At 32.4% G+C, this 15,489-nt stretch carries 14 protein-coding genes; 6 read left to right on the top strand and 8 right to left on the bottom strand.

Translation table 11 applies throughout. From position 1 onward, the window contains the following. The first annotated feature begins 35 nt into the window (after positions 1 to 35). Complete coding sequence (locus FJV36_RS10445; protein WP_158729832.1) at positions 36 to 1,241, top strand: multidrug effflux MFS transporter; 1,206 nt, start codon at positions 36 to 38, stop codon at positions 1,239 to 1,241. A gap of 39 nt (positions 1,242 to 1,280) precedes the next feature. Here the strand turns inward: FJV36_RS10445 and FJV36_RS10440 are convergent, their stop codons facing one another. The 3 genes from FJV36_RS10440 to FJV36_RS10430 all read right to left on the bottom strand — a co-directional run bounded on the left by FJV36_RS10440 (position 1,281) and on the right by FJV36_RS10430 (position 4,946). Next, entirely contained in the window at positions 1,281 to 2,624 is a 1,344-nt protein-coding gene (locus FJV36_RS10440) for a DEAD/DEAH box helicase (protein WP_158729723.1), read from the bottom strand. 142 nt (positions 2,625 to 2,766) lie between these two features. After that, on the bottom strand, positions 2,767 to 4,311 hold the full coding sequence (locus tag FJV36_RS10435; protein ID WP_158729724.1) for a DEAD/DEAH box helicase: 1,545 nt from the start codon (positions 4,309 to 4,311) through the stop codon (positions 2,767 to 2,769). A 107-nt stretch (positions 4,312 to 4,418) separates the two neighbouring features. Continuing rightward, positions 4,419 to 4,946 (bottom strand): DUF6155 family protein, encoded by a 528-nt coding sequence (locus FJV36_RS10430; RefSeq protein ID WP_158729725.1) that lies wholly within the window; start codon positions 4,944 to 4,946, stop codon positions 4,419 to 4,421. A 99-nt stretch (positions 4,947 to 5,045) separates the two neighbouring features. Here FJV36_RS10430 and FJV36_RS10425 point away from each other — a divergent pair, with 99 nt between their 5' ends. Further along, entirely contained in the window at positions 5,046 to 5,324 is a 279-nt protein-coding gene (locus FJV36_RS10425) for a DUF3817 domain-containing protein (protein WP_158729726.1), read from the top strand. Beyond that, positions 5,317 to 6,567, top strand: coding sequence for a mechanosensitive ion channel family protein (locus tag FJV36_RS10420; protein ID WP_158729727.1), 1,251 nt, complete (start codon positions 5,317 to 5,319; stop codon positions 6,565 to 6,567). Before FJV36_RS10425 ends, FJV36_RS10420 begins: the two co-directional genes overlap by 8 nt. 10 nt (positions 6,568 to 6,577) lie before the next feature. Here FJV36_RS10420 and FJV36_RS10415 read toward each other — a convergent pair whose 3' ends face one another. Continuing rightward, positions 6,578 to 6,961 carry an acyl-CoA thioesterase gene (locus tag FJV36_RS10415; RefSeq protein WP_158729728.1) on the bottom strand — a complete coding sequence of 128 codons (384 nt, stop codon included), beginning with the start codon at positions 6,959 to 6,961 and terminating at the stop codon, positions 6,578 to 6,580. Between the two features lie 68 nt (positions 6,962 to 7,029). On the opposite strand from FJV36_RS10415, the gene FJV36_RS10410 reads away from it, so the two are divergent. Next, positions 7,030 to 7,434, top strand: coding sequence for a glyoxalase (locus FJV36_RS10410; RefSeq protein WP_158729729.1), 405 nt, complete (start codon positions 7,030 to 7,032; stop codon positions 7,432 to 7,434). Positions 7,435 to 7,530: 96 nt separating this feature from the next. On the opposite strand, the gene FJV36_RS10405 is transcribed toward FJV36_RS10410, so the two are convergent. Next, on the bottom strand, positions 7,531 to 9,909 hold the full coding sequence (locus FJV36_RS10405) for a starch-binding protein (RefSeq protein WP_158729730.1): 2,379 nt from the start codon (positions 9,907 to 9,909) through the stop codon (positions 7,531 to 7,533). A 399-nt stretch (positions 9,910 to 10,308) separates the two neighbouring features. On the opposite strand from FJV36_RS10405, the gene pheT reads away from it, so the two are divergent. Next, positions 10,309 to 12,729, top strand: a complete 2,421-nt coding sequence (gene pheT / locus FJV36_RS10400; protein WP_158729731.1) for a phenylalanine--tRNA ligase subunit beta — start codon at positions 10,309 to 10,311, stop codon at positions 12,727 to 12,729. Between the two features lie 96 nt (positions 12,730 to 12,825). Here pheT and FJV36_RS10395 read toward each other — a convergent pair whose 3' ends face one another. From FJV36_RS10395 to FJV36_RS10385, 3 genes are all read right to left on the bottom strand, one after another. Next, the gene (locus tag FJV36_RS10395; protein ID WP_158729732.1) at positions 12,826 to 13,380 is read right to left on the bottom strand and encodes a hypothetical protein; all 555 of its coding nucleotides are present in this window, start codon (positions 13,378 to 13,380) and stop codon (positions 12,826 to 12,828) included. A gap of 2 nt (positions 13,381 to 13,382) precedes the next feature. Continuing rightward, complete coding sequence (locus tag FJV36_RS10390; RefSeq protein ID WP_158729733.1) at positions 13,383 to 14,087, bottom strand: hypothetical protein; 705 nt, start codon at positions 14,085 to 14,087, stop codon at positions 13,383 to 13,385. Positions 14,088 to 14,149: 62 nt separating this feature from the next. Then, the gene (locus tag FJV36_RS10385; RefSeq protein ID WP_158729734.1) at positions 14,150 to 14,728 is read right to left on the bottom strand and encodes a DUF2589 domain-containing protein; all 579 of its coding nucleotides are present in this window, start codon (positions 14,726 to 14,728) and stop codon (positions 14,150 to 14,152) included. A 251-nt stretch (positions 14,729 to 14,979) separates the two neighbouring features. Between FJV36_RS10385 and FJV36_RS10380 the strand changes: the two genes are divergently transcribed. Next, positions 14,980 to 15,411, top strand: a complete 432-nt coding sequence (locus FJV36_RS10380) for a hypothetical protein (RefSeq protein WP_158729735.1) — start codon at positions 14,980 to 14,982, stop codon at positions 15,409 to 15,411. Positions 15,412 to 15,489 lie beyond the last annotated feature (78 nt).

The raw sequence follows: 15,489 nt of genomic DNA, 5'->3' as shown, positions 1-15,489 counted from the left end.
TTTGCAAAAAATAAAATATGAAGGTACAAAATGTAATGTCTCGTTCACGATACATCAAATTAATACTAATTTTGGGATCTCTGACGGCTCTTGGTCCTTTTTCAATTGACATGTACCTGCCCGGATTTGCGGGAATTGCAAAGGATTTAAATACTACTGTTGCCAATGTATCCTTGACATTATCCAGTTATTTTATAGGCATATCAGCAGGTCAACTATTGTATGGGCCATTATTAGACCGTTTTGGTCGAAAAAAACCTTTATTCATAGGAATGTTGGTTTATATTTTAGCTTCGTTAGGCTGCGTATTTGTTACTGATATAGACACTTTTATTGGTCTACGATTTATTCAAGCCATAGGTAGTTGTGGCGCAACAGTAGCATCTGTATCAATGGTAAGGGATTTGTTTCCAGTTAAAGATATTCCTAAAGTATTTTCAATGTTAATGCTGGTAGTTGGGCTTTCGCCAATGCTAGCGCCTACTATAGGCGGTTATATCACTGAAGATTTTGGATGGCATACCGTTTTTTTTATTTTGATGTGTATGGGGATTTTAATTTTAATTGCTGCATTGCTCGGCTTACCCAATACCTTTGTGCCTGACACTACTATTTCCTTAAAACCCAATCCTATTGTTACTGGATTTATTTCAATACTTAAAGTACCTCAATTTTATACCTATGCATTTGCAGGTGCAATAGCTTTCTCTGGGTTGTTTACTTATGTGGCAGCCTCTCCTATTATTTTTATGGACATTTATAAGGTAGATGCAAAAACGTATGGATGGATATTTGCTTTTATGTCTTTGAGCTTTATTAGCGCAAGTCAGTTAAATTCTTTATTGTTAAGGAAATTTAGAAGTGATCAAATGATAATAGGTGCTTTAGTAGTGCAATCAATAATCTCTATTGTATTTTTATTTCTTGCTCTCAAGGGTTTATTAGGGTTGTATGAAACCATAGCTATGCTTTTTATTTTTTTGGCTTGTTTAGGAATCTCCAATCCAAATACTGCGGGACTGACTCTTGCTCCTTTTGAAAAAAATGCTGGCAGTGCCTCTGCATTAATGGGCGCTATTCAGTTAGGTTTGGGTGCGATGGCATCGTTTGCGGTAGGTTTATTTGTAAAGAATTCAATTTTACCTATGGTTTTTATCTTAACCACTTCTACGATAATTGCACTAATAATCTTGATTTTAGGTAAAAAAAGAATAAAAAAAACTAGTACACCCTCTATTTAAATTGAGGGAGTACTAGTTGTATGTCTTTTTACAGAAAAACTATTTTTTTTGTTTTTTGATAGGTTTTTCTAATTGTTGCTGTGCTTCATTCTTAGTTTGTAGCACTTGATTTGCTATTAGTTTTTCAATTAACTCGTCCTTAGTTAAATGATGGAAAACCGTTTTTATTTTCTCTTTTAATTCAGCTGCAACCTCATGATTGGGTTTGGTCTTAAAAATTTGCTTGGCCCACAAAAACGTATTGTTTTCTTCAATACTTGCTTGGTTAGGTTTAGCAAAAGGTAAAAATTTAATACCCAATTCTTTTTCAAAGTCAGCAATTTCAACTACTTCTTCTTGTTGTAACACAGTTAAGGCAAGCCCCTTTGCTCCTGCTCTAGCTGTTCTACCGCTTCGGTGTACATAAGCTTCGTATACATCTGGTAAGTGATAATTTACAACATATGAAATTTCTTTTACATCTATTCCTCTAGCTGCAAGATCTGTTGCTACTAGGATATTAATGTGGCCTTCACGAAACTGCTCCATTATTCGATCTCGAATACCTTGAGATAAACTGCCGTGTAAGGCGCCAGATGAAAATCTATTTATGGCTAAATTTTTGGCCAATTTGTTTACGGCTGCTTTTGTTTTACAAAAAATGATTCCGCGTTGACCCTCTTTTGTAGTAAGAAAATGCATTAAAACATCTAGTTTTTCTATAGGGTCCACTACAATGTATTGGTGATCTATCCCTTGATTACCTATTGTTTCCATGTTAGCGCTTACTTGCACTACATTTTTATTTAAATAGTTTTGAATCAATTGCTTAATTGTACCCGGCATAGTTGCCGAAAACAAAAATGTTTTGTGTGAACTTGGCAATTGAGCCACAATTTCATCTAAACTTTCTTTTAGAATTGTTACCATTTCATCAGCTTCATCGAGTACTAAGAATCTCGTTTCTTTGAGGTTTATGGCATTGCGTTGTATCAAATCAATTAGTCGTCCTGGAGTTGCTACAACAATATGTGTAGGCAAAGTAAGTCTTTCTATTTGAGGTTTTATAGGTATTCCTCCGCAAGTTGCTGTTATAGAAGCTTGCGGGATATATTTTGCAAAATCTTCTAAATTTTTAAAGATTTGGTGTCCCAATTCTCTAGTTGGCACTAAAATTACGGCTTGAATTGCTGGAACATTAATATCTATCAATTGCAAAATAGGAAGTCCAAACGCAGCTGTTTTTCCAGTACCGGTTTTTGCAATAGCGACCAAGTCCTGTTTGTTTGCGAGTAACAATGGAATGGTTTGTACTTGAATTTCAGTAGGAATAACAATTTTCAATTCGGTTATTGCTTTAAGTATGGGTGTTGCTAATCCTAAATCTGAGAATTGTTTTTGCATTTGTATTTGGATTTTGTATTTTAAAAATAATAGTTCTTTTGTAACGTAATTTTAGCCCTGATGGGAACGGCATCCTTTTGTGGTCTCTTTTTTGAGACCACAAAAGATACAGTGTACAGCAGGATTAGCTCCTAAAAAGAAATTAATCTTCATCAGGTTCATTCATGATTTTTTCTCGGTATTTTTTACCTGTTAATAGAACCAATTTTAGTTTGTAATCATCTACAAGCCATTCTCTATAGTTTTTACTGCACTGACTCAAACATTTTGCATAACGCTTGATACGGCAATCAATATCATCGTCTAATAATTTACCTAAAGCTTTTGCTTCTTGCAAGGTTTCGGAATTGTCAACACACATAGCGGCATGTTGATCTAAAGATTTATCCAAAACTTCCTTTGAACGTAAGTTTAGTTTTATAATAAGTTTATGTTCTTCCTCTACATCAAAAGTTACCACTTCGGTTTTACTGAATTTGGCACGCACATCTGGAGGCATTGTGTATTTAAAGTACAGCTCAATTTCAGTGTCGTCTCTTAAATTTTCTAGGTAAAACTCTGGTGATTTAAATATGTGTTGCCAATTTACAGGTTCACTCCACAGTCCAAAACGGGCGGCATTATTACCTAAATCTATTACATTAAAACTGTCTTTACCTGGTAATTTTCTTGATCCACGACCTATCATTTGATAGTATAAAGTAAGGGATTTTGTAGCTCTATTTAAAATAATAGTTTCAACAGTAGGCTCATCAAAACCGGTAGTAAGAATACCTACTGAGGTTAAAATGGCGTCTGGAGTATATTTGAACCAATGCAAAATGTCTTTTCGTTCGTCATTACTGCTGGTATTATCTAAATGGCGTATGGCATAACCGGCTTCTCTAAAGGTCTCATAGACATAGAGTGATGTGTTGATTCCATTATTAAAAATCAAGGTTTTTTTGCCCAATGATTTTTCGGTGTAAGCATGTAATAATTTTTCTTGCATAGCCATATTGGTATACAAATCATCAGAAGATTTTACGGTGTAATCTCCATTGATACCTACTTTAAGCGAAGTCAAACCTACATCATAACTATAGGTAACTGCTTTTGCAAGAAAACCATTTTCTATTAATGAGCTTATAGTATCACCTACTATTAATTCATTATAGCTCTCGTGCATGGGTAATTTTATGTTAGAACTCAATGGCGTTGCTGTTACTCCTAGTATAAAAGCATTCTTGAAAGAGCTTAATAATTTTCTGAAAGAGTTGTAATGCGCCTCGTCAATAATAACTAAACCTACATTGTCTAGGTGCAATTTATCATCATTGATACGGTTTTTTAAAGTCTCTACCATGGCAACAAAACACGAATAGTCATTTTGATCCGGTAGCTCTTTTACTTTACTATTGATGATTTTATTTTTTACATCAAAACCTTTCAACATTTTTGAAGTTTGCTTACACAACTCAATTCGGTGTGTTAGTACTACTACTTTTTTATCGTGTTGAGATAAATAACGGCGAACAATCTCTGAAAAAACAACTGTTTTTCCACCACCAGTAGGCAACTGATATAATAAATGGTGTTGTGGAGGTGCATTATCTATTCGCTCAAAAATGGCATCAATATCGCCTTGTTGGTATGCGTAAAGTTGTTTTTTGCCTTCTCTTTCTAATTCTAAGGTATTTTGGGACATTGCTAATTATTGGATTTTTGCAAAAATACACCTAAAAAACAGTTTAATTGACAATTTTATTTAAAAAAACTGTAGCTGATTAATTAATTTTAAATTATGGTAGTCTATTAATATTCTAATCGATCCATAATAGCATCAAATTCAGAGATGTTACACCATTTTTGATCTATAACAGCATGATGTATTTGGCTGAGTCTCGTTTTAAAATCGGTTAAGATGGCATTTGCTATTAAATAAACTACGACTTGCTCAAAGGAATTGAACATACTTTTAAAAAAAAGATCTTGTTTGATTGCATTTTCTGAAGCAAATGTTTGAGCAATTTCAATGTTATATAGCATCAAATCGGTGATAATAAAAGGATCAACACCTAGAGATATAAAGTGTTTGATGTATTTTTGAGCTACAGAACGTCTCATTTTAGGTCGGCTACGTCTACCTGATTTTTTTACAGGAAAATATTCATAGGCAATTTTTACTTTAGCTTCTTTTAAAAGATTGTCTTCTTTTGGATTAAAAACGAAATCATAATAGACTTTTACGGGACTAAATTTCTCGTACAACTCTATAATTTGCTCTTCGAGTTGCTCTTTAGTCAATTGTGCCACATATTTTTTTAAATCTCGCTTGCTCATTATCAAAGTTTATGCATACAAAAGTAATTTAGTTTTGTGATTTTAGTATCTAAAATCAATGTTTATACTTAATTTTGTCTTCAAAATAAAAAAATACAAATGCTTAAAATTTTTAAAATCACAGCTATCGTTGAAGGAATTTCTGCCTTATTGCTGTTTTTCTTTGCCATGCCAATGAAGTATTTATTTAATGATCCTATTTATGTAAAACATATTGGAATGGCACACGGTGTTTTATTTACCGCGTACATTGTGCTTGCTACTGTTTTGAAATTTACTGAGAAGTGGGATTTTAAAAAGTATTTTGTCATTTGTATAGCCTCTATCCCTCCTTTTGGCACTTTTTATATAGAAAGAAAATACCTAAAAAATGTTTAAATACATCGAGAAAATTTTCACTTTTATATATCCTATTTTTCGAAAAATAGGTTTGGGGAGTAGCACGGCTTCTTATATCAGTTTGCTCCTTAATATTGTTGTGCTATGTGTACTTTCGTATATTATATATCTTGTTTTCAGACTTGTATTAGTAACTATTCTAGCTATTATTGCTCAAAAAACTAAGACAAAATTTGACGATTTATTGGTTTCAAATAAAACGGCAAAATACATTGCGCATTTGATACCGCTTTTGTTTGTTTACAAATCTGTACCCGTAATTTTAGAACGATTTGAATATTGGGAAGGGATTTTTGCAAAAATAGTTGGTATTTATATTATTGTACTCGTATTGTGGATTATCAGAACTATTTTTAATGCTTTGCGAGATTATTTAAAACTACAACCTCGTTATAGTGACAAACCGATAGATAGTTTTATTCAGGTAATCATGATTCTATTGTGGGTCATCGGTACTACATTAATAATATCTAAGCTGTTTGACATTGACAAAAAAGAACTTTTAACTATTTTGGGAGCCGTATCTGCGGTGATTATTTTGATTTTTAGAGATACGATCTTAGGTTTTGTATCGAGTGTGCAAGTTTCTATAAATGATATGGTTCGAATTGGGGATTGGATTACGATGGATAAATTTGGCGCAGACGGAGATGTAATTGAAATCAATTTAGCAACGGTTAAGGTTCGGAATTTTGACAACACTACTACTACAATTCCTACCTACAGTTTGAGTTCAGATTCTTTTCAAAACTGGCGCGGTATGCTCAACTCAGATGGACGAAGAATTAAACGCCACATCTTAATTAAAACAAGCAGTATCCGTTTTCTTGAAGAAACAGAGTTAGTGGGATTAAAAAAAATACACTTGATAAGCCATTACCTTGACGAAAGAAAAAATGAGATTGAAAAATACAATCTTGAAAATAGAATAGATAAATCACTGGCTATAAATGGTCGAAATTTGACAAACTTAGGCTTGTTTAGAAAGTACATCACCGAATATTTATTCAATTATCCTGGCTTGAACAAAGACATGCTCATGTTATGCAGGCAATTACAATCAACAGAGCATGGTGTTCCTCTTGAAGTGTATGCCTTTTCTTATGACAAACGATTTGAAAACTATGAGTACATTATGTCTGATATTTTTGATCACATCATAGCTGCTGTCGGTTATTTTGATTTAGAAATATTCGAATCTAAAATTGAGTTAAACAATTAAAAGACAGCTTTTACAATCTGTCTTTTACAAACTCAATTGAAGTTTTTCCGTGTGGTTTGGGTTTTCCATGCTCATCAACATTAACCATTGTAGTTTGATCAATAGAGATAATGGTTTCTCGTGTCATCATATTACGAGCTTCACATTTTAAGGTAATTGATGTGGTGCCGAACTTGATGACATCTATCCCTATCTCTATAATATCACCTTGTTTTGCGGAACTCCTGAAATTAATTTCGGACATATATTTAGTCACAATTCTGGAATTTTCTAGTTGCACAATGGTATATAAAGCTAGTTCCTCGTCAATCCAAGCAAGGAGTTTCCCTCCAAATAAGGTGCCATTGGGATTTAAATCTTCGGGTTTTACCCACTTTCTAGTATGAAATCTCATCGTTTTAAATTTACTTGTAAAAATAAACCTTTTTTACTTTTATATTTTTTAATTTTAAACAAAAAAAAATGGAAGCAAGAGATCATTTTATAGCTGAATTTAGAGGAGAAACATTAGGCGTTATAACTAGTCAATCAACAACCGAAGAATCCTTTCAGAATGAAGTACTTCGTCCTATTTTGAAATTACAGAACGAAATAATATGTGCTTCTTTTTCAAATTATTTAAAAAAAAATAAAATAGATTTTGATAATTTTTCGGTAGATAAGAAAATGAAAACTATCGATAATGCTGTTCAAAAGGACATTAAATTTAGAAATGCACTCAAAGGAATGATTTCGGGATTATTTACCATTTCTGAGTATGAAATCTACACAAATAATAGCTCTAATTTAAACAAACGAATGATGAGCATGCTTGTTGAAAGGTTAAAAAGTCAAGTTCAAGTGTTTGATAAGAAAGTAGTTGAATAAATATATTTGTGTTATAATCAAGATTTTAAGTAGTAATTATAGAACAAATGACTCAAACATAAATTAAGTTTGAGTCATTTTTGTTAATATAAAGGTTTATTTTTTAATGATTTTTTGTTTGTATTCTTCTCCGGTTTCAAATACAATTTGGATAAAATAGAGACCTTTATTTAAATTACTAAGATCAATACTGTTGTTATTTGCTTTTCCAGATTGAACAACTTTTCCGCTTGCAGACAAGATCTGAAAATCCAATGCTTTTGAACTTGAATTGATTTGTAATGTACTACTTACTGGATTTGGGAATACAAAAACTGAAGTGCTTTCCAGTTTAATTTCGGTTTTTGAAGCTAATCTGGCAGTATTAACTCCCCAATTGTAAGAATATCCATTTGTTTTATTTAATAAATCTGGGGTTTGATTATCAGTCCCACTTGAGCCATTATTAAAAATTAAATTTGTTGATGTAGGTCCTGTAATAGTATATTTATAAAACCCATTTACATCTGCTACCATAGCAACTCCTGGCCATGTTGTATTGGCTGCACTTCCAGTAGGGGTAGCATTCCAATAATGAATTTTTGGTATTGTTGTCCAATTTGTTGGAGGTTTAAAATAAACTGTCATAGTTGTTTGAGCAGGACAACGATTTGCTGGTTCACTAGCTAACCAAGCACTATCATAATACTTAATTCCGGCAGTAGTAGCAAGATCAGCAGTTTTTAATGTTCCATCGTTAAATATTAAGTTTGTTGCGCTTACAGTAGATGGGAAAGTAAATTTGTACCAATCACCACAATCTTTTGTCATTGCAACTCCCGGCCAAGCTACCGTTGGTGCTGTACCTGTTGGAGACCAGTAGTATACTTTTACAGTTGAATTCCAGTTTGCTGGTTTTTTAAAGTATACGGTAAATGTTGGTAATGTACCAAAAGTGTATGTTTCTGTTCTGATTGTAGAGTTTGCACCTACAGAATTTCTCACAAAAGCATTAAGAGTTTTAGTGGTATTAATGGAAAGTGTTACTGAACCAACTGCGGACGGCGATGCAATGGTTGGTGTTGTACCATCTAGAGTATAATATATAGTAGATGTAGAAGTATTAGCTGTTAAAGTAGTGTTAACCGTTGTTCCGGTTGTAAAAAAACCTCCTACCTGACTTACTGTTAGGCTTGGTACATCAACAGCACTTGCCTTGTCCCAAATTGCAAAACCTGTGCCAGATAATTTTAATGTCCAACCTGTTCCAGAAGGAGACCAATTATCTGATCCTAATTTCATTGCCACTTTATTGTCAATAATAGCTGCATATAGATTATTTGAAGCTGTTACTATATTTAAGGTAGAGGTGTTAGATAGTAAATTATCTTTTCTAATTTTAATCATAGCATCAATTTGAGATTTGATTCCCCAATTAAAATAATGAGGCCACCAAACCATCGGAGTTCCAGGATGAGTTAAAATATAGGCATAACCATTTAATACTTTTGATCCAGGAAAAATCCATAAATCTTGACCATAAGGCACAGGTCCCGTATCGTGATTATCAAGCATAGTTACTGCTTTATCTGGCCAAACTCCAATTAAACCAGAAGCTTTGCCAGAACCATCTTTTAAATAACTTAAATTATTATCATTAAATGCATTTTGGAGTGCGCTTTTGGTTGCAAAATCAAAAGCAGTTGAAGAAGCTGTATTAGTTCCACCCTTTGTGTAATCTAACCATTTTACAATTCTATTGCGGTCACCTTCTAGCAATTCCCCTACAGCAAAATATGGCGAGGTAGCATCGTTATATTCTTTAATATATTTTCCATCAAAGCCATGAACAAAATCATAACGCCATCCATCAAAACCTATTTGATTTTTCAACCAAAGCATCCAAGTTTTGATACCATTTCTAACTTCAACATTAGAATGGTCTAAATCTCTAGCTGCAGAAAACAATCCTGAAGTACCGGGAGATTTTAAACCTGCTTGAACAGGATCATAATCTGGATTTCCAGTTCCTTTTTGTCCAGAAGGACTAATATTAGAATTATTGCAAATGGACCAAGTTTGTGTTGGAGTATTCCATGATGGTGTCGAAAAATCATACCACCCAGTTGTTCCGCCACGATGATTGACCACAATGTCTGCAATAACCTTTATGTTTTTTGAATGAAGATCAGTTATTAATGATGTTAATTGTGCTTGGGTGCCATGAGCGTTATTCAAGTCATACCAAACTGTTGGTATATACCCCATTCCTCCTGTTGATTTACTTGGCGGAGGTAACCAAATAGCATCGAATCCACCAGTTTGCAATGCTGTTGAATTACTTTTTATCACATCGTACCATTTGGTTGTTGAAACATCAGTGGTCCAATGAAAACCTTGCATCATAACTTCTCTCCCAGTGGCAGTTGTTTGTGAAAAAACAATGGGGTGTAACAATAGTAAAAAGAGCAACAATAAATAATTTTTTGCTTTCATAAGTTGATTTTTTTAGTTAATATTTTATGAAATTAATATTTTATTTGTATAATTTTTATTATTATTCTTATATATATTTTGCTTTTTTAAAGTTATTAGCACTCTATCGTTGTAGTAGAGTTGAATGTTAATAAATTTTTACGAAATCGATTGAGCATTTGAATGGTAATAATTTAAAAACAGATTAAGTTGAATTATTTTGAATAGTATATCCCACATAATTTTATATGAATTAAATAATTATACATAGCTAAAAAAAAATAAAAATCAGAAATTTGAAATGAATACAATTACAACTTAAAAAATAAAAAAATAGTTTCTTACTACAAACTGCAATCCTTATATTTGCACGCGTCTTTGAAAACAGGACTTGTAAAGCAATATCATTAAAAAATACAAATGAAAATATCATACAACTGGTTAAAACAATTTATAAAAATAGACTGGAAATCCGAAGAAACAGCTGCATTGCTTACAGATTTAGGGCTTGAGGTAGAAGTGGTTGAAAAGTACCAATCTATTAAAGGAGGATTAGAAGGAGTAGTTATAGGTCATGTATTAACATGTGTACAACATCCAGATGCTGACAGACTGAAAATAACAACGGTTGATATAGGAACTGGAACACCCATACAAGTAGTTTGTGGTGCTAGTAACGTAGGTGCAGGACAAAAAGTGCCTGTTGCTACTATTGGTACTGAATTGTATGATAAAGAGGGTAACGCTTTTACAATCAAGAAAGGAAAAATTAGAGGTCAAGAAAGCCACGGAATGATTTGTGCTGAAGATGAGTTAGGCCTTGGCGAAAGCCACGACGGAATCATGATCCTTGATGATTCATTGGTTCCTGGAACAGCCGCTGCAACTGTTTTTAAAATAGAAAATGATGAAGTTTTTGAAATAGGATTAACACCAAATCGTGCTGATGCCATGAGTCATCTAGGCACAGCAAGAGATTTGAGAGCAGGACTTTTACAAAATGGAGTTAGCGTAGAGCTTATTACACCTTCAGTTAGTAATTTTAGAGTAGATAAAAGAACTTTAAAGATTGATATTGATGTTAAAGAACCAAAATTAGCACCTAGATATTGTGGAGTTACAATCTCAGGTATTGAAGTGAAACCTTCTCCTGCTTGGTTACAAAACAGATTAAAATCTATTGGGTTAAACCCAAAAAATAACATTGTTGATGTCACTAACTATGTTTTACACGAATTGGGTCAGCCCCTTCATGCCTTTGATGCTGCTAAAATAAACGGAAAAGTAGTCGTGCAAACTCTTGCAGCAGGGACTAAATTCACCACTCTTGATGATGTTGAAAGAGAATTGCATGAGGAAGACTTAATGATTTGTGATGAAAAAGGTCCACTTTGTATTGCAGGTGTTTTTGGAGGAAAAAAATCTGGAGTTACAGAAAGTACTAGTTCTATTTTCTTGGAAAGTGCCTATTTCAATCCTGTAAGTATTAGAAAAACAGCTAAAAGACATCAACTTAATACCGATGCCTCTTTTAGATTTGAAAGAGGAATTGACCCTAGCATTACTGAATATGCATTAAAGCGTGCTGCTTTACTAATTCAAGAAGTTGCCGGTGGCGAAATCACATCAGATGTAGTGAATGTGTATCCAAAGAAAATTGAAGATTTTAATGTTTTTCTGAACTTCAAAAATGTTAATAAAATAATTGGACAGGAAATTCCAAAAGATACTATTAAAAAAATTCTAGTTTCACTAGACATTAAGGTAAATAGTGTATCGGATGCTGGACTAGGATTGACTATTCCTGCTTACCGTGTAGATGTTCAAAGAGAAATTGATGTTATTGAAGAACTATTAAGAGTTTACGGTTATAACAATATTGCTTTTTCAAATAAATTGAATGCAACGGTTTTTAACGCGCCACGAAACGAAGATTATAAAATTCAAAATGTTATTGCCTCTCAATTGAACTCTCAAGGATTTCATGAAATGATGGCTAACTCATTGACAACGGCAAACTACGTTACACTTTCTGATCAACTAAATCCTACGAATAATGTAACCATGTTAAATCCTTTGAGTGCTGATTTATCAACCATGAGACAATCATTATTATTCTCTGGTCTTGAGGCAGTATCTTACAATATCAATCGTAAAAACGCTGATTTAAAACTGTTTGAATTTGGCAAAACATACCACAACTACCTTGCTGGTTATGAAGAGAAAAAACATTTAAGTTTATTACTTACTGGTAATAGAAACCAAGAAAACTGGACTGGAACACAAAAAACTTCAGATTTCTTTTTGTTTAAAGGATATGTTTTGGGTATTTTATCTCGATTGGGTATTGATAAATTACAAACTAAACCCGTTGAACTTGATGTTTTTGCTGAAGGAATTTCACTTGTTGTTGGGAATGACACAATCGTTTCATTAGGAGTAGTTAAAAAAGTAATATTAAAACATTTTGGAATAAAACAAGAAGTGTTTTATGCAGATTTTAATTGGGATTTAATCCTTAAAAAAATTAGCACTAAAATTAAATATACAGAGATTCCAAAATATCCTGAGGTACGGAGAGACTTAGCTTTATTGCTAGATCAAACAGTTAGTTATGAAAGTTTATACAACTTGGCTAGACAAACTGAAAAAGGACTTTTGAAAAACATTGATCTATTTGATGTTTACGAAGGTCAAAACCTACCCGAAGGAAAAAAATCATATGCAGTGAGTTTTACCATTCAAGACAATGCAAAAACACTTACTGATGCTCAAATTGATAAAATTATGAGTAAGTTGCAAAAGAACTTTGAAACGGAACTTGGTGCTGTTTTAAGGTAAACTTTTTGTGGAAATTAAAAAAGCGGTTGCTTTAAATTGTAGTCGACCGCTTTTTTAAATATTTTGAAAGACTAGAAATAGTATATAGGTTTCTTTTTAGCAATAATCTTCTAAGTTTATTTCTTCGGCAATAAGCATTTGAATATCAGACATAATCAACATTGTTTTCAATTTGATTGCTCCAGCTTGTAATTGTTCATTTGATGTTGTGAATTTCCAAATAGCATCTACAAAATTTTCAAACGGTAAATCAGGATCATACTTTACAACTTTTGCCTGACTAATGATCAATAAGATTTGCTTTACCAGTTCTCTACACTCTTCAACTTTTAATTCAAAGGGTTTTAAAACTGTCAATATCAAGCTTTGTAAATCATATAATATCTCCGAGGCAGCTTTTAATTGCGCTTTCTTTAAAGAGATACTTTTATTATCAGCAAACCTTGGAATCAATAATTTACTTTGTAAACCAGACAATTCCGCTACTTCACTGATAGTATATGTACTTAAAATCTCTTCATTTTTAGCAATCCAAGCTGTTAATTTTTCGATAAACAAAGGATCTTTTGTTTGAAGACTTCTCGTTATTTTTGGAAATTCTAACAAGTTATTTTTTAAAACGCTAACCAGGTTTAATGTTGATTTTCTCATCTTTATTCAGGTAATAATTTTGATTCTATTTCTCCTTTAGCATTTTCAGATCTACTCCACTCCATTCCGTTTTCAGAAATTTTTAATTTAATGAAGATTAAATTTTCAGACTTAAGTTCTCTTAATTTATTAGCTTCAACAACTATATTAAGATTGGTTAAAGCCTCTACCTCTTTAGTAATTGTAATTTCTCGCGTTAAAACTGTAATTAAATCTTTAATAATCAAATCAATGTTTATTTTGGCAAATGCTTCTTTATTTATCAAAGCATATTTTTCAATTGTCTTTAAATAATACACTACAATTTCTTTTGAAAAACCCGAAATAGAATCATGACTGTTGGTTAGTTTAATTTGTTTTTCCAAAACACCTACTTGTCTAGCTGTCTCCGTTTGTAGCAATTTAGTAGGTTCTTTTGTGATTTTTAAGACTCCAAATTTTTCTAATAGAAAACTATAAACCAAAGTATTAATCTTGATACTATCAAAACCAATTACTGGCGGTTTTGAGATGTTTTCAATTTCATCTAAAGCAATGGGAATTGTCATTTCAACATCGTCAATACGCATTCTTGGAATTGAAAAATGTTTCAAATAATCATGTTTTGCATATTCTTCGGCCAATTTTACAGTTTGAAGGTCAGACATTATTTTAGCATTGGTAAAACTAGCTACAATACTTCCTAGGTAATCATTTAATTTTATCATAGTTTTTTATTTTTTAAATAGATTGGCCACCCCAACAAGACAGCCAATCTATTTTAATATTATTACTCGTTTACACTAGCTATACTATCTTCTAGCATTGTTAATATACGATCTAATCCAGCTGGTAATTCATCATTAACAGCACGAACGCGAACACCTAAATTATAAGTTTTCTCCACATTAGAACCTGTAACCGAAGTTCTCTTGTACGAAGCAGATGCTTTGAAATTGACAATTTTATAATTAATTCCAAGCTCAGCACTTACGTTAAACTCACTAGAAACACTTTTGGTTTCAGTAGAAGTAAGCTTCGCATTGAAATCAATAGTCATTTCTTCTATTCTGATACTTGGAATAGATAACATGGTTAAGAATGGAACTTTGATTTCGACTTCTTTTTCAAGAAATTTATCATTACTACCATTATAATCAGGATTAGGGACCGATTTTTTGTAGTTGAAATCTACATAACGCAACTGCTTTGGTGCTGTTGAAGAACTTCCCTCCTCAAAACCAACCGATTGTATAAAATTAACTTGTGCCATAGAGGCTGCATTTTGAGCTTGAACAGCTGCTTGTAATGGTCCACCGATGTAAACACTAAAATCTAAACTATTTAATTCTGCTACTAAATTTGACATATTTATTTTTCTTAAAATTTAATTCTTACTCTCTTATTAAGGTTTTTCAGATTCCACCTTTCCATTTTGTGCACCAAATGGTTCGGTACAAAGTTGAATCATAACAAGTTTGTACAAAAGAGTAAACACACCCTATTTTATTTTTCGATTTACCCTAAAAAAAAGGGGGTTTTTCCCCTTGTGGTATCTACTGAATTGAAATAGTTTTGTCCTGTTACCTTTTAATAATCTAACCTTAACTAAAAAACATTATGGAACAAAAAACAATTAAGCCAAAACAACTAATTACCAAGGAATTTGCTAAATTGCTAAATGAAAATTATAATAAAACCAGATATCCTTTAATCAAGGAAGCTATAAAAAAAGAAGATGCCAATGCGATTTGGTTTTCAATTGTAGAACTAGAAAACTATATTGCTTACATAAAAGCTGAAGCAAAGAAGCAAAAAGGTGAAATTGATGGTATTCGTTTTCATTTTGGAGCATATCCCGAAGATAAAGCATATGCCGAAAAAGCAGGTTTGACAACTATTTTTTTAGCCCCAACAGGGTCAAAGAAAATTAAAAGAACTACAGAAGCTACCATAATCGAAAAATCTATAGAAAATGATGACTCCTTGAATATTGCACCATTAAACTATGGTTCTATTGGTAATCCACCTCCAATCCCTTATATTTATTAAATGTTTGAAGATTTAAGATTTTATATAATTTATTTAGCTTTATTATCAAGTATAATAGGATTTCGATTCTATTATAAA

Origin of the sequence: Flavobacterium sp. I-STPP5a (genome assembly GCF_009764685.1) — a bacterium.
GTDB lineage: Bacteria > Bacteroidota > Bacteroidia > Flavobacteriales > Flavobacteriaceae > Flavobacterium.
The sequence above is the reverse complement of the archived record's forward strand: the minus strand, read 5'-3'. Positions and strand labels throughout refer to the sequence as shown.